The sequence below is a fragment of the Acinetobacter sp. UBA5934 genome, from assembly GCF_002430855.1.
GTDB lineage: Bacteria > Pseudomonadota > Gammaproteobacteria > Pseudomonadales > Moraxellaceae > Acinetobacter.
On sequence record NZ_DJDC01000144.1, the window covers coordinates 1 to 21,422 of the forward strand.

The window sequence follows — 21,422 nt, forward strand, 5'->3', positions numbered from 1 at the left end:
GGCGTTATGGTTTCAGGAACCGTTTAGCGGTTTTGTGACCCGAGTACTGATCGGTGTGTGGGTCGTTTTTGCCTTAACTATTCTCGGCATTTTTATTACCCAATCTGTCTTTAACCGCCAGACTGATGCGCTTATTTATTTGCTGGCTTTTCTACTGGGCTTATTTTGGTATTTTGGCCTGCCAGCCAAACAGGATCGTGACTGGAATCCGGAAGTGGCCCAAATCCTCTCTTATGAAAGAGAAGGCGACCATGTCACATTACATCATGTACGTAATTTTAACTGGCATGCAGATGGCAGTTATGATGAACGTTGGGAAACCCGTCAGTTTGATTTAAACCAGATTACCGGCGTGAATATCATCACCTCCTACTGGATGGGACCACGTATCGCGCATACCCTGGTCAGTTTTGATTTTGCCAATAGCCAACCACTGACCTTTTCGATTGAAATTCGCAAACAAAAAAATGAAGAATTTTCAACCTATGGCGGTTTTTTTAGAAAATATGAACTCAGCCTGATCGCAGCAGATGAAAAGGATCTGATTTATACCCGCAGCAATATTCGTGGTGAGCATGTCTATTTTTTCCCGGTCAATATGTCAAAAACAGAAAGACGGGCTTTGTTCGAAGAATATCTGCGTAAAGCCGATGAATTGAAACATCAGCCGAAATGGTATAACAGCTTGACCAGTAACTGTACCACGCTGGTGTTTGATATGGTGCAAGCGATATCCAAAAGACCTTTCCCTGCAGATTATCGCCTGCTGGCTTCAGGCTATTTACCCAATTATCTGTATGACCTGAACGCCATTTCACATGACTTAACCATAAAACAGTGGTATGAGATTGCCTACATTAACCCACGTGTCAGCAAGCTAAAGAATATTTCCAGTACCCAATATTCAGACTTGATTCGCCAAGGTATACCTAAACCAGCACCATAAAAATGACCATAATTAAAAATGTAAAAATATATAAAACATGGATTTATCCCTAGTTAAATCAGTATTTTTTTGTTTATATAGAACACAGCTTAAATCAAGAATGAGAATTCCAATATGTTAAAAAAACTATTTGCCGTTGGCATACTGGGCGCTGCGATTGCTTTTAGCGGTTGTGAAACCACTCCAAGCGCCTCTGCTACCATTGAAACTGCAAATTTAGTGCAACTGCAAAACCGTAGCTGGATTGCAACCCATATTGGCAATACTGAAATCAAAACAGCACCGACTGCACACAATATTCCAAGTTTACAATTTGATGCGGCAACCAAACGGGTTAGCGGTGCTGATGGCTGTAACCGTATTATGGGCAGCTACGAAGCAGGTCGAGATACGCTCCTGCTCAGTCAAATGGCGGGAACCAAAATGGACTGTCTAGATCAGAACAATGTAGCGCCTCAATTTAATGAAGCCTTGGCTAAAGTCGCCAACTATCAGGTGTTTGGCAAGACCCTCAAATTGCTGGATCGTCATGGCAATGTGGTACTGCAATTCATCAGCCCGGTACAACCACGATAATCGCTCAAACAAAAGCCTGAAATCTCAGGCTTTTGTGTTTAAAATGTATAAATTCATTGTCGCTTCATAGAAAGCCCCTATATTAAAAATAATAAACAAATACAGGATAAGATCATGCAACAAGCTTTATTGGGTGGTGGATGCTTCTGGTGTGTCGAAGCCATATTCTTACAGCTTAAAGGTGTGGAAAAAGTGGTCAGTGGCTATGCTGGCGGTCACACTGTAAACCCGAGCTATGAGGATATTTGCAGTGGTGATACCAACCATGCGGAAGTCATTCTGATTGATTATGATGAAACACAAATCAGCTTTGCTCAGCTTTTGGATGTATTTTTTACTACCCATGATCCAACTACTTTAAACCGTCAAGGCAATGACGTTGGTACGCAATATCGGTCAGTGGTTTATTATCTGAATGATGAACAGCAGCAGCAGGCTCAGCAAGCCATTGATGCCCTGAAAGCGGAAGGTTTAAATATTGTGACTGAACTGAGTCCTGCACCCCGGTTCTACCCTGCCGAAGAATATCACCAGAATTTCTTTGCCCGAAATCCTGCACAAGGCTACTGTAACTTTGCCATTCCACCGAAACTGATGAAATTACGCAGCAAGTTTCAGGACTTGCTGAAGTCGGAATAGTCTAGTCCTGCCAATATTAGACATAAAAAAAGCGACCATTCAGGTCGCTTTTTTTATAGCATCAGATTAGTTATCGGTCGCAAAAGCAATATCACTGAGCCCGGCTTCGCTCGCACGGGACATCACTTGTGCAACAGCATCATAACGTGATTCTTTATCAGCTTTCAGCACAATGGTTGGCTGACGCTGTTCCTGACCAGCTTCGTTAAATTTTGTCTGTAATTCATCAAGCGTAAGCACCTTGCCATTCCAGGCAACATCTCCACTTGCATTAATACTGATAGTCACATTTTTAGGTGGCAAATCAATAATATCTGCCGTTGTTTTTGGCAAGGTTAATGGAATTGATGGGTTAGCAACGGTTGCTGTCACCAAAAAGATGATCATCAATACCAACATAATATCGATCAGTGGAATGAGGTTCATCTCATTCATACCTACATCGTTGTCTTCGCCCAATTGAAAGCCCATTAAGCTTGACCTCCAACTAAATTGTTTGCTGTTTCTTTGGTCGCAACTTGAGCTGCACTGTCCTGTTGCAACATGGTGTCAATTAACAGACTGTGCGCCTGGTCTTGTAGCTCATGCGCCAGACCACGGTTAACGCGGGTACAAATATTATAGGCCAGCACTGCAGGAATCGCCACAGCCAAACCCAGACCGGTCATAATCAAGGCTTCACCTACCGGTGTCGCCACTTGGGCCAAACCTGCCTGACCACTTTTACCAACCGCAACCAGTGCGTGGAAAATACCCCAAACCGTACCAAACAAACCTACAAACGGTGCCAGTGAAGCAATGGTACCTAACACTGCTACACCTTTTTCAGCATTGGCTTTTTCAGCAGAAATCTGACGCAATAACGCCTGTTCTACCACAGCTTTACGTTGTTCAAAATTCAAAGCTGAAAATTTTGCTTTTAACTTGCTTAATGCTTGAGAGAGTTGAGCATAAGCTTGTTGCTTCAGTTGGCGAGTCCCCATTACACGTAAGACGAAGATGGTCCATGTCGCAATCGACATTGCCAATAATACGAAATACAGTGTTTTACTCACTGCATCAGCATGTTGCCAATAAACTGAAAAGTTCATACTCGAACTCCTAATAAATGTTAGCCGCGTGGATTCAAGGTCAATAGTAATGGGAGGTTAGCCTTAATAGGATAAGCCACACCATTTTCTTTGTACGGTTTGAATTTGGAACTACGCACTGAGCGTAAAATCTTTTCATCTAAAGCAGGAACACCCGTCGAACGTACCATACGCGCCGAGGTAATTACCCCTTTTTCATTCGCTTCAATATAGACCATGGCATTCCGCGTTTGACCTTCCAAATCGCTATTGCTATAGGACGGTTTTGGCGAACGGCTCCATTGCACTCCAGAATCACCAATCACAACATTTTTTGGTGATGGTGGCGCAGGTGGTGCTACCGGTGCCGGAGGAGCAGGCGGTGTGACTGGTGCTGGTGGTGGGGTAACCGGTGCAGGTTTCACCACTTTAGTTTCAGAAATCGTCGTGCTTACTGTCGGTTTCGGTGGTGCTTCAACCGGTTTAACCACAGGTTTTGGTGTTTCTGCTTTTTTAACTTGTTGAACCTTTTCTATCTTTTTCGGCGGTGGTGGAAGTTGTTTTTCTACAATTTCAACTTTTTTCACTTCTTTAGGTTTTGGTTGTTCTTTTTTAGGTTCCGCTTTAGGTTTCGGCGGTAATGGTTTTGGTGATTCTTGAATTTTTACAAAACGAACCTTTAACGGTTCTTTTTCAATCGGTTTGAGTTCAGGGGTTTTCATTTGCCCCACCGCCCACAACACGCCCATGTGACCGACCACAACGGCGATCAGCGCTGTGATAATTTTCTTTTTCATCGGATTGGGAGTTTGCATATTTAGAGCGGGAGATTGACTCATTAAAATCAGTTACCTAATTAAAGCGATTGTCGATCAATTAAGATTTCAGCAATCAAGCTCATCGGTTAGTACAATTAAAGCACCGCAATAATAAATGAGAAGTGTTTTCATTTGCAACTATTAAATCGTAAGTTTTGATGAGTTTTTTTAATCAATAAAACAAGAAAGGCATACTTAAAGTATGCCTTTCTTTGAAAATTAGTCAATGTTGTTTTATTGGAAGACTACGGTTTTATTGCCATCGACAATAATACGATCTTCCAGATGCCATTTTACTGCGCGGGCCAAAACATTTCGTTCCACATCTTGTCCAAGTTCACGCAGCTGATCAACGGTGAAATCATGATTCACGCGTTCAACATCCTGTTCAATGATCGGGCCCTGATCCAGATCGGCAGTCACATAATGTGCTGTTGCGCCAATCAGCTTCACGCCTTTCTCATAGGCCTGTTTATAAGGGTTTGCACCCACGAATGCTGGCAGGAATGAATGGTGGATATTGATCACTTTCATTTCCCATTTCTGTACGAATTCCTCATCTAGAATTTGCATGTATCGCGCCAGAATCAGTAAATCATTGCCCTGCATGAGTTCATCAATCTTGCTATAGGCTTCACGTTTGTTTTCTTTATTGACTGGCACAACTTCAAATGGAATGCCAAAGTTTTCCACCGACTCGCGTAAAGTCTCGTGATTTGAAACCACTTTAGTGATTTCACATGGTAAACCGCCGCGCGCATGACGCCATAATAGTTCAAGCAAGGCGTGATCGACTTTGGAAACCAGAATCCCGACTTTTTTCACATCACTCACCAGTGCCAGACGCCAGTGCATGTCATAGCGTTCGGCAACATTGCTGGCAAAAGTCTGAGTGATACTTTCTTTACGGCTTTGCAGATTGTCCAGTTCAAACTCAACACGCATGAAATAACGCCCGCCCTGAGCTTCAGTCGCGTATTGATCAAGTGCGGTAATATTTGCTCCCTGATGATACAAAAAGCTCGAAACAGCTTGCACGATACCTGGTTTATCTTCGCAAGTAATCAGTAAACGTGCTGTGTTAGCGGTGGTCATATTCATGTTGGTTAATATCACTAATCAGTTAAATTGAAAAACAAGCCGAGTATTCTAACGCTTTTTTCATGCTTTCTAAATAGGCTAGTTCGCATCATGATTTTTACTTGAAGATAAACTCTCAAAAAGCTCTGAAGGACCCAGGGTTTCAAGTAAATGTTCATAAGTTTGACGGCTTTCACCACGCAAATATGCCCCTTCCAGGAACACCATTTGACGTAACGCCTGCCAGACCCACTTTTCTTCCAGATGGTTCGAATCGGTAATATGCCCCGACATGTACAGGAAGTTGGTCCAGTTGGTCAAAACAATCCACAAGTTAATAATCAGGGCTTCAATTTCTGAATCTGTCATTTCCATTAAGCCGGCAGTCACGAAGGCTTTGTAGATTTTTTGTCCCTGCTGCATCACCTGACCGGCAAAACGTGGATACATTTTTCGAAAATCTTCATTATTTTCAACCAAATGATAAACATCACGATGCAAGAAGCGATAGGCCCAAAGCTGGCTGCTGAGCACCTGAAAATAGCGAATTTTATCGTTGGCATCAAGTGCACGGTCATCGGGCAATGACAGCATTTCCAAAGTTTCGCTCTGGTACTGCTCCATCAACTCTTTGATGATTTCGTTTTTATTGCGAAAGTGGTAATACAAATTACCCGGACTCATATTCAGTTCAGCGGCAATATGATTTGTTGTCACTGAACGCTCACCGCGCTCATTAAATAACTGTAAGCTGAGTTGCAAAATACGTTCTTTGGTTTTCACCGTTTTGGAGTGAGACATCCTAAAGTAACCATTCATTCAATAGGTTAGCGAGCTAACACATAAAGTAACTTGACTATTTAGAGCTTTTACTCTAAAAATTAAATTAATCGCTTTTTATTTAATGGTAGCAGGTCATGAACAGTCAAACAAAAACAACTTCAATGACACCACATTCGTTTAATATTCAGCACTTACACGACGTGCTAGAACAGCAAAAGCATGCTTATCTACGTCATCCCTTACCATCGGCAAAGGAACGTATTGATCGTTTAGCACGTCTAAAGCGTATCTTAGTTAAATATCAAGATCAATTTGCCGAAGCAATTAATCAGGACTATGGTAACCGTTCTATCAGCGAAACCAAAATCGGTGAATTACTCACCTGTCTTGAACAGATTAAATATTATAGCAAGCATTTGACCAATTGGATGAAACCGTCCAAGCGCCATGTGGGAATTATCCATCAGCCGGCAAAAGCCTGGGTTCAATATCAACCTCTCGGTGTGGTGGGAATCATTGCGCCTTGGAACTATCCACTATTATTGTCGGTTGGTCCCCTGATTTGTGCAATCGCAGCGGGTAACCATGCCATGATTAAAATCTCCAGTGCTTCAAGCCATTTTGGCCGTGCGCTGGAAAAGGCCTTAGGCGAAGCGTTTCCAACCGAACTGGTTGCAGTAATTAATGGCGGCGGACCGGTTTCCGATGCCTTTAGTCATTTGGCCTTTGATAAAATCATTTTTACCGGTTCAACTGAAATTGGTAAAACCGTAATGGCCGCTGCTTCAGAAAACCTGGTGCCTGTGATTTTAGAATTGGGTGGAAAATCCCCTGTTCTGGTTCATCCTTCTATCGATTTGCAAGATGTTGCGCAGCGGCTGGCTGCCGGTAAACTCTGGAATTCAGGTCAAACCTGCGTGGCACCTGACTATATGTTCCTGCCTAAAGGCAAAACGGCTGAATTTATTGAGCACTATAAGGCCTGTATTGAAGAGATGTATCCGAGTATTGAATACAATCAGGATTACACCTCGATTATTAATGACAAACAATACAATCGTCTGCAGGGCTATCTGGAAGATGCGCGTAGTCAAGGCGCTAAAATTACTGAATTAAATCCAGCACATGAAGACTTAAGCAAAGTCCGGAAAATTGCGCCCACTGTCGTGACCGGCGTCACCACAGAAATGCGGATTATGAAAGAGGAAATTTTTGGACCGATCCTTCCTATTCTAGAATATGATCAAATCGACGATGTGATTGACTTTATTAATAGCCGTCCGCGTCCACTTGCATTATACTATTTCGACTTTGATCAGGCGCGTGCCGACTATGTCGCACAGCATACTCATTCAGGGCATTTCGGGCAGAATATGGTACTCACCCATGTCGCACAGGATGACTTACCTTTTGGTGGAGTCGGTGCTTCAGGTATGGGCAAATATCATGGTCCAGAAGGTTTCTTCAGTTTGTCGCATGAACGGTCAGTAATGTCTAATCCAAAGCTCTATAGCTTGAAATTCATTCTCCCACCGTTTAACAAGCCGATTCACAAGCTAATTTCGAAGACCCTTCTTCGATAACTGATCAAGGCATGATCTATCACACCTGATCATGCCGCGTTTTTCTTAAATTCGCTTGTCTTTTAAGCGTATTTTTGGTATAAAACGCCCCTTGAATGATTTCATCCGTTTACTTTTAATGACTAGCCGCACAATCGGTGCTGTCTAGCAATGGAGTTCACCATGTCTAAGGTTTGCCAAGTTACCGGCAAGCGTCCAGTCGTTGGAAACAATGTCTCGCACGCCAATAACAAAACCAAACGCCGGTTCGAGCCGAACCTGCATCACCACCGTTTCTGGTTAGAAAGCGAAAAACGTTTTGTACGTCTTCGTTTAACCACTAAGGGTATGCGTATTATCGACAAATTGGGCATTGAAAAGGTTGTTGCTGACCTACGTGCTCAAGGTCAAAAGATCTAAGGAGTCTGAACCATGCGTGATAAAATTCGCTTAGTTTCTTCAGCTGGTACAGGTTATTTCTATACCACCACTAAGAACAAACGTACTATGCCGGAAAAAATGGAAATCAAAAAATTTGATCCAAAAATCCGTCAACACGTAATCTTCAAAGAAGCTAAAATTAAATAATTTTGACTTCTTTAAAAAAGCGACCCTTCGGGTCGTTTTTTTTTGCATTTTTTTTGCTCGAGTTGTTACACTTCTAATTATTCTTTTTTGGCATTTTTTGTGCTTATTCTTTTTTACCCTTAACTTTGGCTCAAGCTTAAGGAGTTTTTAGTGCCTCATGATGTAGATCTGATTATATTACTTGCCGTCGGCTTTGGACTGGCGCTCATTTTTGGCTATATTGCTGCGCGTATTCGTCTTCCCCCTCTAATTGGCTATTTAGTTGCGGGTATTTTAATTAGCCCGAATACCCCCGGAGTGGTAGGAGATATACATCTTGCCAATCAGTTGGCTGAACTCGGGGTGATGTTCCTGATGTTTGGTGTCGGGATGCACTTTTCCTTAAGCGACCTGATGCAGGTACGCCGTATTGCTTTACCGGGTGCTGTTCTGCAAATTGCTGTAGCGACTTTACTCGGTATAGGCGTGACCATGATCTGGGGCTGGAGTTTTGGTTCAGCACTGGTGTTCGGTTTAAGCCTGTCCTGTGCCAGTACGGTAGTCCTACTGAAAGCCTTGGGAGACCGAGGTCTGATCAACTCTGTGAATGGTAAAATTGCCGTAGGCTGGTTACTGGTTGAAGATCTGGTCATGGTACTGGCTTTGGTGTTGCTTCCTGCTACAGCCGTTTTACTAGGGGGAACAGCAATTGTCGGCTCAGACCCCAATGCCAATATCTGGATGACTTTAGCTATTACGTTATTGAAAGTGGCCGGCTTTATTGCCTTTATGCTGATCGTTGGCAAACGCCTGGTGCCATGGATTATGCAGATTGTTGCCCGCTTGGGATCGCGTGAACTGTTTACCTTAACTGTCGTTGCTGCGGCAGTATCTATTGCATTTGGGGCGTATAAAGTTTTTGGCGTGTCGATGGCACTCGGCGCATTCTTTGCCGGAATGGTGGTTAAAGAGTCTGATTTCAGTCACCGCGCAGAAGAAGAAACCCTACCCTTACGTGAAATTTTTTCCATTTTATTCTTTGTGTCGGTAGGGATGCTGTTTGATCCGATGATTTTGGTACAGCAGCCTTGGCAGGTTCTTGCTGTGGTTGCCATTATCATGATTGGTAAAACGATCGCTGCGATGGCACTGGTACTGTTCTTTCGTTATCCTATTAATACGGCTTTAACCGTCGGTGCCAGTCTTGCACAAATTGGTGAATTTTCATTTATTCTGGCGACCTTAGGGGTCTCACTGCATCTGTTGTCTTTAGATGGTCAAAACCTGATTTTAGCCGGCGCACTCATCTCCATTACCTTAAACTCATTCGTGTTCTCTGCCATTGAACCGGTACAAAACTGGATTCGTGAACGCTCGAACTTGGCCCGTTTACTGGAACGTAGCGGTGACCCGCTGTCCATGTTGCCAGATGAAGTCTCACAAGAGTACTTGCGTGATCAGGTGGTGATTGTCGGTCATGGTGAAGTCGGTCGTCGTATTACCAAGTCATTAATGGCACAAGACATTAAGGTGGTGATTGCTGAAGAAAACCGTGAGATTGTTGAAAGTCTGCGTGCCAAAGGCATTGCTGCGGTGTCGGGGCATGCGACCGAAGCCGGTGTACTTATTCAGGCACATATTCAACATGCACGCCTGTTGGTGCTTTCTCCTATGGATATTCTGGATATTCATAAAATTGTCGATATTGCCAAAACATTGAATCCGCAAATTCAGGTTTTGGTCTGTGCCGAAAGCAAGGAAGAAGCTGAAGTGATCCGTCGCGATAATATTGGTCAGGTTTATTTTGCCAAAGAAGAAATGGCCATCAACATGACCAATCATATTTTAAATCAGATTCAGATTGCGCATCATCAAGCACCCACACACTAATTTTCAGCCCATAAAAAAAGCGCACTTCAGTGCGCTTTTTTTAGGTTTAAATAAGCTTAGCTCATGTACTTTGGCTGTTCATCCACGATTTCAGCCTGCCATTCATTGACCTGCTTTTCCATCATCGCGAACAAAGCCGCCTGCACCATATGCTGGGCAATTACTGGTGTCTGGTCACCAAGTAACGCTTTGACTTCATCATTAAACTGAATTTTGACGAGCGGTTCTTTTTCAGAGCCTGCATTTCGCAATGCTAACTCACCACCTTCAAGTTGAACAAGTTCCAAAATCGCTTCTTGATTACCAAATAATTCTTTCAAATGTTCTATAGACATATATCCTCCATGTTCAACATGGTGGCAAAGTGCTGTGTGCACTTTGCATTGCTTAGACTATTGTATATAAGGTCTGTGGCAGAAACTTCAAGAGCATTGGTCGTAAAGTTTAAAATTCAACCATCTCATTGCGAAAGCCATCAATTAATTGAGTCAAATCGCGATGCCATTCACGCAGGATTTTGGTATCTGGCAACCAGGCTTGAGGAGTCTGAGTCACCTTAATAATCAGGTTGGAAGATGTTTCATCTTCAGGTTCCGGTGCACTCGGTTCCGGCGCATATTGGCACATACGGTAGGCACGTTTTAGCTCGGCAATAAACCCCTGTTTTGCCAACTGCTGCATTACGGTCACTTCAGGCGAGATTTGCCCTTTGTCTGCCATGTGTTCTTCAATCGACTTCAGGGTCGGTGCAAAGTCATTTAAACGGTAGTAACGAACCAGTTCCTGCAAAAATGCCAATACCGCACCGTGCAAATGAAATACTGCCGCTTCACGGTATGCCTGTGCCTGCTGAACATGATCTGTTTGCTCAGCGAGTTGACATGCAAGACGTGCAAAATACAATTTTTGATTGGTACGATCCGCATGAAAGCGCGCAACACGAGACATGGTGATTTCCTAAATTTTGGCGTGAGTTACATGACTAAGAGTAAACTTAATTTTACTCGATGCACAATAAAAAATTATGCACGATTCATTTTAATTAAATAGATTTTTCGCTTTACCTGCACAGCAATTGGTGAGTCGATAGGCATACATTGTTATCGCCCAGGGCAATCATCTGCTGCCCAGTATGTAGCACTGCTGCAATTTCATTTTCTTGTCAGGAATGAACTGATTCCATAGCCACTCTTTTGACCATAAAAAACTTGCACTTGATGACCCGCATTGGTGGGGCAAGTTTTATTTTCTACACTCTACCCATCTTGCACATTTAACTGTTCGGATTGCTTAGGACGTATTTCTAATTCATTTTGTTCTTAAGCAATTCATTGTTCAGCAGCTACCACTTCTGAAAGAGCGTGGAAATTCTGTTTCTTTTCCATGCATAAAAAAAGGAGCGTCGCTCCTTTTATTGTTTATTCTGCTGCCGGCTTGTCTTCAGCCTGCTTGACGCGAATGCCCTGTCCATGCAAACGCAAAGTATTTAAGCCTTTAATCGCTTTCACTGCTTCACGACCATGCGGCATTTCCACAAAAGCAAAGCCTTTTGATTTACCTGTTGCAGCATCCAGAACCAAAGTGCATGAATCTACTGTGCCATATTGCTTGAACAATTCAAGCAATTCAGCTTCTGTCACTGTACGTTCTAAATTACGAACTAAAATTTTCATCTGATGACCTTAAAATAGGCTAAAAAAACCAAAAAGCACTCGCCTACTTACTTTTTGCACTTCAATATTGAGATAGTTTAATCGAGATCGATACCAAAATCTAAATTAATCGATTGCCGTTCAATTAAGGCACTTTTCACCGTTTGTTGTCGCTGCTTGTAATGGGTTTCAGTCGTACAGAGGTTGCGAGTCAAATCATTCAGAAAATAACTTTCAACTTTACGCCCTTGTTCATCGACCTGATCCCGTGCCCACAAATTCAGGTTCTGTTTGGTTAAGATCAGTTCATCCTTGGCACGAGTTAAAGCCACATACAAGACTCGGCGTTCCTCTTCGACGTCGTCGAAATTGCCCGAAGCTCGTGCATGTGGATACTGTCCCGCAGAAACATTGGCGACATAACAAATCTTCTGCTCTGTCCCTTTGGCAGAATGAATGGTAATCAGGGTCACGACATCATCTTCAGACTGCCGTTCGATTTCACTGATCGAGACCGGATCGAGCACATATTCTTCCAGAAATTCACTCAGCTGATCATGTTTGGTGGCCAGCTGTTTGACCAGGTCAAAATCACCTATTCGTTTCGACCAGTCTTTCTTGGCATAATTTTCTTCCAACTGTTCGATCAGGGCTTCTACCCCTAAGGTGACACAAGCTTGCACCTGATCTTTTAATACCGACATTTGCTTCATAATCAGCAAGGTTTTCTCGGGAATCCGGCCAAATTTTTCTAGTTTGTCAAAAATCAGTTCGACATCGTCTTGCTGCAATAGCTGCTGCGCCAATTTACTGGCACCGACATCGCCCACGCCGTTCCACAGGGTCAGAAAACGCATCCAGGCAATATCATCCAGCGGATTGGCAATGACCCGCAATAAACTGAGCAGGTCTTTGACATGCGCTGTTTCCAGCAGTTTCATGCCACCAATAAATCGGTAAGGTACATTGGCCTGAATAAAGGCCGCCTCAATGTGACGCGCAGCAAAACTGGAACGCACCAGCACCATATGGTCATGCCACGGCGTACCTTCCAGAAAATGCCGTTCTTTAATATCAATGGCAATCCATTTGGCTTCATCAAACTCGTTCGGGAAAATATGCAGTTTGGGTTTAATGCCCTCTCCACGATGTGCATCCAGACGTTTGTCATATTTGATCGGACTTTGATCGAGCAGCCAGTTAGACAGATCTAGAATTTGCTGTGTTGAACGGTAATTTTGTTCCAGTTTAAAAATCTGCGCATCCGGTACGCGTTCTTTAAAATAGTGGATATTTTCAAAGTCCGCACCACGAAAGCCATAAATGGATTGGGCATCATCACCAACACAGAACAGACTGACTTTATCTTTTAACGGTTCCAGCAAAGCCCATTGCAGCGGATTGGTATCCTGCATTTCATCCACCAGCATGTGCTGACAAATCGAGGCTACATAATCACAGAGACCTTCAGATTGCGCCAGTGCTGATGCGACCACCGCCAAAATATCGTCATAGTCCAGAAAGCTACGGGCACGTTTTCGTGTTTCGTATTCTTTCATGATATCGGCGATTTGATCTTTATATTCCAAAAATTCAGGATGCTGTTTTTCTAGGGAAATACTGAGTTTTTGTCGGGTATTGCGGGCAAAAGAATACAGGTCACACAGCTGCTGCGGCTTAGGCAAGGCATTGGGATTTTTTTTATCATCCTTTCCGCGAATCAGACGGAACATCATCAACTGATCATCACGATCAATAATCGAGAATTGCTCTAAGCCAAATGCTTTCGGAATACGGCGCAGCAGATACATGCAGAAGGTATGAAAAGTCGAAGCTCGCAAGCCTTTAGCCTGCTCGCCCAAAGCCAATTCGACCCGTGCCACAATTTCACTGGCTGAACGTCGGGTAAAGGTTAAAATTTGAATTTGATTGGCCGGCACACCTTGATCAATCAGGTAAGCCGCACGTGCCACAATGGTTTTGGTTTTGCCACAGCCCGCCCCTGCAAGTACCAGACTATGCTTTGCCTCGGTCGTGGCAGCCTGTTTTTGTTGCGGATTTAATTCATTAATCAGGGTGGCTAAACTCATGGTGTCTCATCGTGCTAGATAGATGAATAGTTTAACAGAGCTGACCATAAATCTGAGATTGATCAACTTAAAAATTGAATCTATCCCTATATTTTGCCATCCAGAAAGGCGACATGGATGTCGCCTGTTGAACTGTGAAACATGGATGTTGAATCAGTTCAACAAAGGATTTTTGTTACTTTTCATCCTTGAAAAGTAAATTTGCCTACCCAAAAACCCATGCTAAAGCTATTCATTGGAGGCCATGACACTCTCTACTTTTAGAATTCAGCATAATCACTTTTCAAGTTTGCTTAACACCCCAACTACCACATCCTCCAAGTGCATTTCTGCATTTTGCATTGCATCTTCTAAATCAAAATTAGGTGGATTAATCCCTACAATTTGAGTAAAGCCCAAGTCATATAACTCATCAATGCCATCGCCAACTAGACCCGCAAAAGCAATCACAGGCTTATTCAATCGCTTGGCGACCTGCGCCACACCAAACGGCGTTTTGCCAAATTTAGTCTGGAAATCAATCTTGCCTTCACCAGTAAATACATAATCCGCCTGAGCAATTTTCTCTGCCAATTTGGTCTGTTCAATTACAAGCTCGACACCTGAACGAATCTTGGCACCTGCAAATGCCATCAAACCAAAACCCAAGCCACCTGCTGCCCCTGCACCCGCAATCTCCCGATAATTTATTCCAAGTTGCTGCTCCACGACATCAGCAAAATGATTTAAGTTATTATCCAGAATTTTCACCATTTCAGCTGTAGCGCCTTTTTGTGGCCCAAAAACATGCGATGCACCATTTGCACCACATAAAGGATTATTCACATCGCTGGCAATAATAATTTCTGTGTGTTTTAAACGCGACTCCAAACCGGAAAGATCGATACTTTGAATCTGATCGAGCTGACCGCCACCCCCTGCAACTTCGGTATTGTGTGCATCTAAAAATTTTGCTCCCATTGCCTGCGCCATTCCTGCGCCTGCATCATTGGTGACACTTCCGCCCAAACCGATAATAATTTTAGAAACGCCTAAATCCAGTGCTGCTTTGATCATCTCTCCTGTGCCCAAAGTGGTGGTGAGCAAAGGATTACGCTGGGCAAATTCAATCAGATGAATGCCATTGGCTTTCGCCATTTCAATAACTGCTGTTTTGCCTTCGTCCACCAAGCCAAAATAAGTTTTTACTTTTTGTACAGGCAAAGGTCCTGTAACTTCACATGCAATTTTTTGTCCCTTTAAACTTGAGACTAATGCATCGACTGTGCCCTCGCCGCCATCTGCCATAGGAACTGAAATGCAAATCGCATCTGTACATACCTTTTCAATACCACGTTGCATGGCCTGGCAAGCCTGTTCAGCAGTCATGCTTTCTTTAAAGGAATCGGGTGCAAGGACAAAAGTTTTAGGCATGATGTTCAAAAAATGAAATGAATAAATCTTTTATACAATAAAATAAATTCCCTAGAGCACTCTTTAACTAAATTGGATTTAAATATCGGCAGAATTTTTGAGTACTTCATGTTCGAGATAGGAAGCTAAAGTGAGATAGGGAATCTTAAAACTTTCAACCTTATCTACAGCTTTTATTTTTTCCAACCGAGTTCAAGCGCACTTATTTCATTGATTAATGTCTGCTGCAAAGTATCAGGCATCTTGCTTTTATCGTTTGACACAGGAATGTGCCCTGCCATTAACTCTGCTTTGACTTGAGGAAATAAAGGCTGTTGATTCGGATAAGCATAACCTATCGGATACAGCGGCTGTCCTGTAGCTAAATCGTATTTATCGGTCGCACCAAAGGCATGGAGTAATTCATGAACCAGCACAATCTTGTTTTGTTCTGACTGTTTTTTAGAAGCAAATAAATTGACTGAACCAATACGGCCTTTTTGCAAGGCAGTAGAATGTTTTAACTCTTTCATTATGTCAGGATCATAATAATTTAAAAATAATGTCACTGTAGGTGAACCATCGATACTTTCATGCTGTTTCCAGGCATAAAAGCGAAACTTTAAGCTCCATAAAATGGTATCCAGCATCGTTGCCTGTTCTGGCACTTTGGGAGGAATTTGTTTAAGTTCACGCCCCAACTGAAAATAAATCGCGATCGGCTGTCCACGATACTGTGCCGACATTTGTTGAAGATAATCTTGCGCCCCTTTTAACTCAGAAAGATTTAGGGATTGAATATAGCTTTGTGTGGCAGTGCGTCCATCTGCATTGATGGGATGTAACATGACAATAATGGGTTTGGACCAATCCTGATTTTGGTCACGGTAAGCATTGACCGCCACAATCAATAAAATCAGGAGTAGACATAGTATCCGAATATTTTTCCACATATTATGCAATGCTCTGCTTTTTTATTTTTCTTAAATACATCTGACTCATTTCAATTTTAGTTTCAAATAAATTAAGTGTTTTGATCAAACCCGATAATTTAGCTCGACCATAATTTCGTGAATCAAAATCAGGTTTTACTGCACTAATATATTGTCCAACCATACTCAAATTCGCCCAGCCATTTTCATCAGCGTTGTCTTTAACAGCTTTATAAATCAAATTTAAAGTAGCCCTATCCATGGTTTCAGGTAACGTACTTTCTTTAGTTTGTTGGATGGTTTTAGATTCTGTTGTCTTTACTGTTTCTGCTATTTTTTTATCTTGTACTAATGCTAATTCTTCATCCTCACCATTTTTAACATCTGTCTCGGTTACTAGATTTTCCACATAAATAAATTTATCACATGCCTTTTTAAAAGCTTCAGGAGTCGATTTCTTCCCAAAGCCATAAACACTCAGACCATTTTCACGGATGCGTGAAGCTAAAGGAGTAAAATCACTATCACTTGATACAATACAGAAACCATCTAACGCACCTGCATATAGTAAATCCATAGCATCAATAATTAAGATCATATCTGTAGCATCTTTGCCTTTGGTATAAGCAAATTGTTGCACAGGAGTTATTGCATGAGGCAGTAAAACATCTCTCCATTTTTTAGTGTTTCACTACTCCAATCTCCATAGACTCTTTTTACACTTGCGATCCCATACTTAGCAACTTCTTCTAATACAGAAGAAATTGCATTAATCGATGAATTATCAGCATCAATGAGTACAGCAAATTTTTTAGTTTGAATTTCCACCATTCCCCCAATTAAATATTTGATTCAGTTTTTTATATAAATCATTTTGGCATAAAAAATGCCGACTTTCGTCAGCATTTTTAATAACTTAAAACTTAAGCTTCAATCCATTTTCCATCCTGGAATACCAGACTCCACTTGGTTTGTTTCCCTTCAGCATTTTCAGAACCAATATATTGTGCCTGATTCTTACGGCTGAATTTCACCAAAGTTGGATTTCCTTCAGGATCGGCATCCGGAGCTTGCAAAATAAACTGATATTTTGGATCCAGCTGCTCGGCTACACTACGTAGTTCAGCCACTTTCGGTGCACGGGTTTCACGCACTTTCGGGAACTTGCTCGCTGCCAGGAATAAACCTGCCGCGCCATCACGAAGCACAAAGTAGTCATCATGCTTGGTAGAACGTAAGTGTTCCATTTTAATTGGATCTACGCGCGGAGGTGCAGGCTGACCATTCTTTAACACTTTACGGGTATTGTCACAGCTGGTGCAGGCAAAATAAGGACCAAAACGGCCAGTCTTGAGCTGCATTTCACCATCACATTTGTCACATGGAATAGTTGGACCATCGTAACCTTTGATTTTGAACTCGCCTTCTTCAAGCTCAAAACCGGCACAATCCGGGTTATTCCCACAGATGTGCAGCTTACGACCACCATCAATCACATAACTGTCCATTGCCGTTTCACAAATCGGGCAACGTTTTTTCGACATCAGGTCAGCTGTTTCTGCCGCATCATCATCAGACAATGCCGCCAAGGATTCGACCGGCGTTAAATTCAGAGTCCCTTTACAACGCTCTTTAGGCGGCAGGTTATAGCCAGAACATCCCAGGAATACACCCGTCGTTCCAGTACGAATCTGCATCGGACGAGAACATTCAGGGCAATGTACTGCTTCCACTTCAACTGGCAGATTACGGCGCATACCGTGGTCGCCTTGGGCTGTGGTTAAGCGTTTCTTAAAGTCGCCGTAGAAATTATCCAGCAACTCTTTCCAGTTCCGCTGACCATCAGCGACTTTATCCAGCTGACCTTCAAGATCTGCGGTAAAGTCATAGTTCATCAGATTATTGAAACTTTCATCGAGACGGTCTGTCACGATTTCTCCCATCTTCTCTGCAAAGAGACGACGGTTTTCCAGTTTCACATAACCACGATCCTGAATGGTGGAAATAATGGCTGCATAGGTCGAAGGACGGCCAATGCCACGTTTTTCCAGTTCTTTTACCAGCGATGCTTCAGTGAAACGTGCAGGCGGTTTGGTAAAATGCTGAGAAGGATCAAGTTTTTCCAGTTTCAGGATTTCACCCACTTTAACGGCAGGTAGCAAAATATCATCATCAGCTTTATTTGCACCACGAACTTTGGTAAAGCCATCAAAGACCAAGGTACGGCCTTTCGCTTTAAGTTCCACACCATTGGCATCAACTAAAATGGTCGATGATAAATATTCTGCGGGTGTCATCTGACAGGCTACAAACTGGCGCCAGATCAGGTCATACAGACGCTGAGCATCACGTTCTACACCCGCTAGACTATCGCCTTTCAGTGCCACATTGGAAGGACGAATCGCTTCATGGGCTTCTTGCGCACCCGCCTTGTTACCATAGCGGTTTGGCTTGGCAGGTAAGTATTTAGTACCAAACTCGGACTCAATATGACCACGCACCATATTGACCGCATCATCACTCAGGAATGTCGAGTCGGTACGCATATAGGTGATGAAACCCGCTTCATACAGGCGCTGCGCCAGCATCATGGTTTTCTTCACAGAAAAACCTAAACGTGTGCTTGCAGCCTGTTGCAGGGTTGAGGTGATATACGGTGCACTTGGGTTGACCTTGGTCGGTTTATCTTCACGACTGGCAACTTTATATTCAGCATCTTTAATCAGGTTGAGTAAAGCATCGGTCTCGGCTTTATTGTGCAGTTTGAGCGTCTTGCCACCCTGCTTTACTGCTTCAAGACGGATATCGTCTTTTTGCGATTTGGTATCTGCAAAAACTTGCCAGTATTCTTCAGGGATGAAAGCACGAATTTCACGTTCACGTTCAACCACCAGTTTTACTGCAACCGACTGTACACGACCAGCCGATAAACCACGGGCGATTTTTTCCCAAAGCAATGGCGAAATCATGAAACCCACAACACGGTCCAAGAAACGACGGGCTTGCTGTGCATTGACCTTGTCGATATCTAAACGTGCCGGCTGTTTAAACGCTTCCTGAATGGCATTTTTAGTAATTTCGTTAAACACCACACGCTGGTAACGTGAATCATCGCCACCAATCACTTCTTTTAAATGCCAGGCAATGGCTTCCCCTTCACGGTCCAAATCCGTTGCGAGATAGACTTCATCAACTTGCGATGCCAGTTTTTTCAGTTCAGCAACGACATTTTCTTTGCCTGGCAGCACTTCATAATGTGCTTTCCAGCCGTGTTCAGGATCAACGCCCATACGGTTGACCAAAGCTAATTGTGCTTTTTCCGCTTTTTGTTCATCGGTCAGTTTGGCACGTGATACAGGCTTTTTTTCTGTACTTTTAGATCCGCCAGTCGGCAAGTCACGAACATGGCCCACCGATGATTTTACGATGTAATTTGGACCCAGATATTTGTTGATTGTTTTCGCTTTTGCAGGCGACTCCACAATCACTAAGGCACGCTTGTTCGCAGCACTCGGAGATTTTGCTGTGGTACTTTTAGATGTGGACCGAGGAGCGTTCGCCATAGTTAACCGTTAATCCTGTTTGATTGGTTGATAAATTAAAGTTCAGCCAAAGATGTTAAATAAGCTTTAATGTCTTCTAACTGTGTTGCTCGAAGGTCTGATTCTTCATCCCAATAGAGTCCTACACAGTTTGCCTGCATATCAATAGCATAAATGCCCTTTAATGCAATGGGCAAATCGTTAAACTTGTCATCGCCTTGCACAATTTTCAGCTTTTGATCTTCTACCCGAGCACGCATCAGTGGCAGTCGGGCATCTGGAATTAGAACACTGTAATAAGCCACCATACTGGCACGGTTTTCTGTTGCCATTGGAACTTTGGTCCAATCGGGAGCTGCGACTAAACGCGGATGTAAAGCCATCTTGCGCGCTTTTTCACGCATCAGGCCTAATGCTTTTTCTCTTGGGCTGACACGTAGCCCAAAAATTGAGCCAAGCACAAACAGCACAATGAAGACTGTAATCCAAATTCCAGTATTTTCCATAGTACAACCTTATTATTCCTTTATTAGAGTTGCATAAGCTGAATGTAAAACGCAAGTTACAGCGATGAAATTAATTCAAGAACAGCTCATGACTATATAATATTTCACTACCATTCCAGTAAACATATCCCTTTTCAATCAATTCTTTAAGTAATAACCGAACATCCGATTTGGGAAACATTTGTTCCAGCAAATCGCGCAGGGCATAAATGTCTTTGGGCTTGTCGGATTTTAATTCGCGTAATTTTTGCGCCACAATCACCTGAACAGGATCAATTTTGGAAAAGTTTTTAAATAACTCTTTTTGTGCATGATGCAGCGTATTGGCCTGTTCTGTCTCGCCTTTTGGTGAAGAATTTTCAGGGGATAATTCTGCAAAAAAAGAGGACATATTTGGGGCTTTTTCTACCAATATTTTCTGCTCCAAGTCGAGCTGCATCCATTGCTTAATGACTTTTTTACGGAAGCTGATTTGCTCATCAAAGCGTTTTACAATTTTTGAATTAATCAATAAGCCCGTGAAATGCTGAAGCTGATCATTTGGCAGTTGCAAAATATTCGCCAGCGAGTTCTTCAACTTCTCCAGCGTATTCGGTTTACCCTTCATTTTCCCTAAAGCATCGCAATACTTTTTCACCAACAGCAAATCCGGTTTTTGCAGAATCGTCTCAACACTGGGAATTTTATATTTTGAATTTAAAACTGGTTGTTCAGCCTGAATCTGAATCAGACTACAGTTCAGGTTTGAAGATTGCATCATGTCGAGCAAAATTTCACTGCTTTGCATAGCAGAGATCAGCTCAATTGGCGTTTCGGTATCTAGCAGTGCAATCAGTTGTCCAACGACTACGGCATATTCAAATTCTTTGTGCTCAACTTCTGCGGTTTCTAAAATAACCACCTGTCCACTACTGACCCAACTTGAAAACTCAGTTAAATCTTCCAGAGAATATTCAAATTTTCCTTGGCAATTAAACAGGTAAATTGCGGCATAATGCGGAATGATGTTACGCAGCAATTGCGCGGTCGGCATATTATTTTCAAGATCAAGAAGAACGACTTTATCACTCATATCTTCAAATAAACAGTTCAGCTAGGCAGATGCCGTGCATTAGAACGGGAACCCGGATAAAGGTCAAATATTTTTCTGCTTTTGGCTTTTATTCAATGTCATGACTCATGCTGAATGCTTTACCTTGAGAAAAGCTATTTAAGAGATAAGAAACAGTAAAGTTCTTTTTCAAATAAAAAGCCCAGATATAAGACCCGGGCCTTAATTTATATCTTGATCAAGCTTAATAATGCGGTGGTCGATCAGCCAAGGGATCAAAGGCAGCAATCCCTTCAGATAAATCTGAAGATTCCACACGCTGATAA

Annotated in this window: 21 protein-coding genes and 2 pseudogenes; 7 read left to right on the plus strand and 16 right to left on the minus strand. The window is 42.7% G+C overall.

Going from position 1 to position 21,422, the window contains the following annotated elements; all coding sequences use genetic code 11:
* From B2Y23_RS09800 to msrA, 3 genes are all read left to right on the plus strand, one after another.
* Positions 1 to 946: DUF4105 domain-containing protein (locus B2Y23_RS09800; RefSeq protein WP_291370539.1), on the plus strand; the 946-nt coding region annotated here is incomplete at its 5' end.
* A gap of 114 nt (positions 947 to 1,060) precedes the next feature.
* Entirely contained in the window at positions 1,061 to 1,522 is a 462-nt protein-coding gene (locus B2Y23_RS09805; protein WP_291355455.1) for an META domain-containing protein, read from the plus strand.
* Positions 1,523 to 1,636: 114 nt separating this feature from the next.
* Positions 1,637 to 2,161 (plus strand): peptide-methionine (S)-S-oxide reductase MsrA, encoded by a 525-nt coding sequence (msrA, locus tag B2Y23_RS09810; protein ID WP_291355457.1) that lies wholly within the window; start codon positions 1,637 to 1,639, stop codon positions 2,159 to 2,161.
* 66 nt (positions 2,162 to 2,227) lie between these two features.
* Here the strand turns inward: msrA and B2Y23_RS09815 are convergent, their stop codons facing one another.
* The 5 genes from B2Y23_RS09815 to B2Y23_RS09835 all read right to left on the minus strand — a co-directional run bounded on the left by B2Y23_RS09815 (position 2,228) and on the right by B2Y23_RS09835 (position 5,930).
* The gene (locus tag B2Y23_RS09815) at positions 2,228 to 2,632 is read right to left on the minus strand and encodes an ExbD/TolR family protein (protein ID WP_291355459.1); all 405 of its coding nucleotides are present in this window, start codon (positions 2,630 to 2,632) and stop codon (positions 2,228 to 2,230) included.
* Positions 2,632 to 3,252 carry a MotA/TolQ/ExbB proton channel family protein gene (locus B2Y23_RS09820; RefSeq protein ID WP_291355461.1) on the minus strand — a complete coding sequence of 207 codons (621 nt, stop codon included), beginning with the start codon at positions 3,250 to 3,252 and terminating at the stop codon, positions 2,632 to 2,634. The genes B2Y23_RS09815 and B2Y23_RS09820 overlap by 1 nt, the downstream gene beginning before the upstream one ends.
* Positions 3,253 to 3,272: 20 nt before the next feature.
* Positions 3,273 to 4,070 (minus strand): energy transducer TonB, encoded by a 798-nt coding sequence (locus B2Y23_RS09825; protein WP_291355463.1) that lies wholly within the window; start codon positions 4,068 to 4,070, stop codon positions 3,273 to 3,275.
* A gap of 213 nt (positions 4,071 to 4,283) precedes the next feature.
* On the minus strand, positions 4,284 to 5,150 hold the full coding sequence (purU, locus tag B2Y23_RS09830; protein ID WP_291355465.1) for a formyltetrahydrofolate deformylase: 867 nt from the start codon (positions 5,148 to 5,150) through the stop codon (positions 4,284 to 4,286).
* A 78-nt stretch (positions 5,151 to 5,228) separates the two neighbouring features.
* Positions 5,229 to 5,930: a TetR/AcrR family transcriptional regulator gene (locus tag B2Y23_RS09835; RefSeq protein ID WP_291355467.1), complete on the minus strand. Its 702-nt coding sequence runs from the start codon at positions 5,928 to 5,930 to the stop codon at positions 5,229 to 5,231.
* A gap of 116 nt (positions 5,931 to 6,046) precedes the next feature.
* Here B2Y23_RS09835 and B2Y23_RS09840 point away from each other — a divergent pair, with 116 nt between their 5' ends.
* The 4 genes from B2Y23_RS09840 (at position 6,047) to B2Y23_RS09855 (ending at position 9,931) form a co-directional block, all read left to right on the plus strand.
* On the plus strand, positions 6,047 to 7,495 hold the full coding sequence (locus B2Y23_RS09840; RefSeq protein WP_291355469.1) for a coniferyl aldehyde dehydrogenase: 1,449 nt from the start codon (positions 6,047 to 6,049) through the stop codon (positions 7,493 to 7,495).
* A 162-nt stretch (positions 7,496 to 7,657) separates the two neighbouring features.
* Positions 7,658 to 7,894 carry a 50S ribosomal protein L28 gene (gene rpmB, locus B2Y23_RS09845; protein ID WP_000048256.1) on the plus strand — a complete coding sequence of 79 codons (237 nt, stop codon included), beginning with the start codon at positions 7,658 to 7,660 and terminating at the stop codon, positions 7,892 to 7,894.
* 12 nt (positions 7,895 to 7,906) lie between these two features.
* Positions 7,907 to 8,062: a 50S ribosomal protein L33 gene (rpmG, locus tag B2Y23_RS09850; RefSeq protein ID WP_001205031.1), complete on the plus strand. Its 156-nt coding sequence runs from the start codon at positions 7,907 to 7,909 to the stop codon at positions 8,060 to 8,062.
* Positions 8,063 to 8,212: 150 nt separating this feature from the next.
* Positions 8,213 to 9,931 carry a cation:proton antiporter gene (locus B2Y23_RS09855; protein WP_291355490.1) on the plus strand — a complete coding sequence of 573 codons (1,719 nt, stop codon included), beginning with the start codon at positions 8,213 to 8,215 and terminating at the stop codon, positions 9,929 to 9,931.
* Between the two features lie 56 nt (positions 9,932 to 9,987).
* Here the strand turns inward: B2Y23_RS09855 and B2Y23_RS09860 are convergent, their stop codons facing one another.
* The 11 genes and pseudogenes from B2Y23_RS09860 to B2Y23_RS09910 form a co-directional block, all read right to left on the minus strand.
* Complete coding sequence (locus B2Y23_RS09860; RefSeq protein ID WP_086198409.1) at positions 9,988 to 10,266, minus strand: hypothetical protein; 279 nt, start codon at positions 10,264 to 10,266, stop codon at positions 9,988 to 9,990.
* A 109-nt stretch (positions 10,267 to 10,375) separates the two neighbouring features.
* Positions 10,376 to 10,879 (minus strand): DUF6586 family protein, encoded by a 504-nt coding sequence (locus tag B2Y23_RS09865; protein ID WP_291370555.1) that lies wholly within the window; start codon positions 10,877 to 10,879, stop codon positions 10,376 to 10,378.
* A 470-nt stretch (positions 10,880 to 11,349) separates the two neighbouring features.
* The gene (locus tag B2Y23_RS09870) at positions 11,350 to 11,604 is read right to left on the minus strand and encodes an RNA recognition motif domain-containing protein (protein WP_086173986.1); all 255 of its coding nucleotides are present in this window, start codon (positions 11,602 to 11,604) and stop codon (positions 11,350 to 11,352) included.
* A gap of 77 nt (positions 11,605 to 11,681) precedes the next feature.
* Complete coding sequence (locus B2Y23_RS09875; RefSeq protein WP_291370557.1) at positions 11,682 to 13,673, minus strand: ATP-dependent helicase; 1,992 nt, start codon at positions 13,671 to 13,673, stop codon at positions 11,682 to 11,684.
* Positions 13,674 to 13,949: 276 nt separating this feature from the next.
* Positions 13,950 to 15,086 (minus strand): glycerate kinase, encoded by a 1,137-nt coding sequence (locus B2Y23_RS09880; protein ID WP_291370559.1) that lies wholly within the window; start codon positions 15,084 to 15,086, stop codon positions 13,950 to 13,952.
* A gap of 173 nt (positions 15,087 to 15,259) precedes the next feature.
* A complete protein-coding gene (locus B2Y23_RS09885) occupies positions 15,260 to 16,018 on the minus strand; it encodes a hypothetical protein (protein ID WP_291370561.1) in 759 nt (252 codons plus the stop codon).
* 1 nt (position 16,019) lies between these two features.
* Positions 16,020 to 16,825 (minus strand): annotated as a pseudogene (locus B2Y23_RS09890) (NYN domain-containing protein).
* A gap of 95 nt (positions 16,826 to 16,920) precedes the next feature.
* Positions 16,921 to 19,560, minus strand: coding sequence for a type I DNA topoisomerase (topA, locus tag B2Y23_RS09895; RefSeq protein ID WP_291355502.1), 2,640 nt, complete (start codon positions 19,558 to 19,560; stop codon positions 16,921 to 16,923).
* 35 nt (positions 19,561 to 19,595) lie between these two features.
* Complete coding sequence (locus B2Y23_RS09900; protein WP_291355504.1) at positions 19,596 to 20,045, minus strand: ammonium transporter; 450 nt, start codon at positions 20,043 to 20,045, stop codon at positions 19,596 to 19,598.
* A 70-nt stretch (positions 20,046 to 20,115) separates the two neighbouring features.
* Positions 20,116 to 21,117: a hypothetical protein gene (locus B2Y23_RS09905; RefSeq protein ID WP_291370563.1), complete on the minus strand. Its 1,002-nt coding sequence runs from the start codon at positions 21,115 to 21,117 to the stop codon at positions 20,116 to 20,118.
* A gap of 223 nt (positions 21,118 to 21,340) precedes the next feature.
* Positions 21,341 to 21,422, minus strand: a pseudogene (locus tag B2Y23_RS09910) (SlyX protein); the annotation flags it as partial.

Excerpts from the sequence above, each read along its gene's own strand:
- B2Y23_RS09900 (WP_291355504.1), bottom strand. The coding sequence starts at position 20,045 with ATGGAAAATACTGGAATTTGGATTACAGTCTTCATTGTGCTGTTTGTG.
- B2Y23_RS09870 (WP_086173986.1), bottom strand. The coding sequence starts at position 11,604 with ATGAAAATTTTAGTTCGTAATTTAGAACGTACAGTGACAGAAGCTGAA.
- B2Y23_RS09805 (WP_291355455.1), top strand. The coding sequence starts at position 1,061 with ATGTTAAAAAAACTATTTGCCGTTGGCATACTGGGCGCTGCGATTGCT.
- B2Y23_RS09840 (WP_291355469.1), top strand. The coding sequence starts at position 6,047 with ATGAACAGTCAAACAAAAACAACTTCAATGACACCACATTCGTTTAAT.
- topA (WP_291355502.1), bottom strand. The coding sequence starts at position 19,560 with ATGGCGAACGCTCCTCGGTCCACATCTAAAAGTACCACAGCAAAATCT.
- B2Y23_RS09865 (WP_291370555.1), bottom strand. The coding sequence starts at position 10,879 with ATGTCTCGTGTTGCGCGCTTTCATGCGGATCGTACCAATCAAAAATTG.
- B2Y23_RS09835 (WP_291355467.1), bottom strand. The coding sequence starts at position 5,930 with ATGTCTCACTCCAAAACGGTGAAAACCAAAGAACGTATTTTGCAACTC.
- B2Y23_RS09880 (WP_291370559.1), bottom strand. The coding sequence starts at position 15,086 with ATGCCTAAAACTTTTGTCCTTGCACCCGATTCCTTTAAAGAAAGCATG.
- B2Y23_RS09875 (WP_291370557.1), bottom strand. The coding sequence starts at position 13,673 with ATGAGTTTAGCCACCCTGATTAATGAATTAAATCCGCAACAAAAACAG.
- B2Y23_RS09905 (WP_291370563.1), bottom strand. The coding sequence starts at position 21,117 with ATGAGTGATAAAGTCGTTCTTCTTGATCTTGAAAATAATATGCCGACC.
- rpmG (WP_001205031.1), top strand. The coding sequence starts at position 7,907 with ATGCGTGATAAAATTCGCTTAGTTTCTTCAGCTGGTACAGGTTATTTC.
- B2Y23_RS09820 (WP_291355461.1), bottom strand. The coding sequence starts at position 3,252 with ATGAACTTTTCAGTTTATTGGCAACATGCTGATGCAGTGAGTAAAACA.
- rpmB (WP_000048256.1), top strand. The coding sequence starts at position 7,658 with ATGTCTAAGGTTTGCCAAGTTACCGGCAAGCGTCCAGTCGTTGGAAAC.
- B2Y23_RS09825 (WP_291355463.1), bottom strand. The coding sequence starts at position 4,070 with ATGAGTCAATCTCCCGCTCTAAATATGCAAACTCCCAATCCGATGAAA.
- B2Y23_RS09815 (WP_291355459.1), bottom strand. The coding sequence starts at position 2,632 with ATGGGCTTTCAATTGGGCGAAGACAACGATGTAGGTATGAATGAGATG.
- B2Y23_RS09860 (WP_086198409.1), bottom strand. The coding sequence starts at position 10,266 with ATGTCTATAGAACATTTGAAAGAATTATTTGGTAATCAAGAAGCGATT.
- msrA (WP_291355457.1), top strand. The coding sequence starts at position 1,637 with ATGCAACAAGCTTTATTGGGTGGTGGATGCTTCTGGTGTGTCGAAGCC.
- purU (WP_291355465.1), bottom strand. The coding sequence starts at position 5,150 with ATGAATATGACCACCGCTAACACAGCACGTTTACTGATTACTTGCGAA.
- B2Y23_RS09885 (WP_291370561.1), bottom strand. The coding sequence starts at position 16,018 with ATGTGGAAAAATATTCGGATACTATGTCTACTCCTGATTTTATTGATT.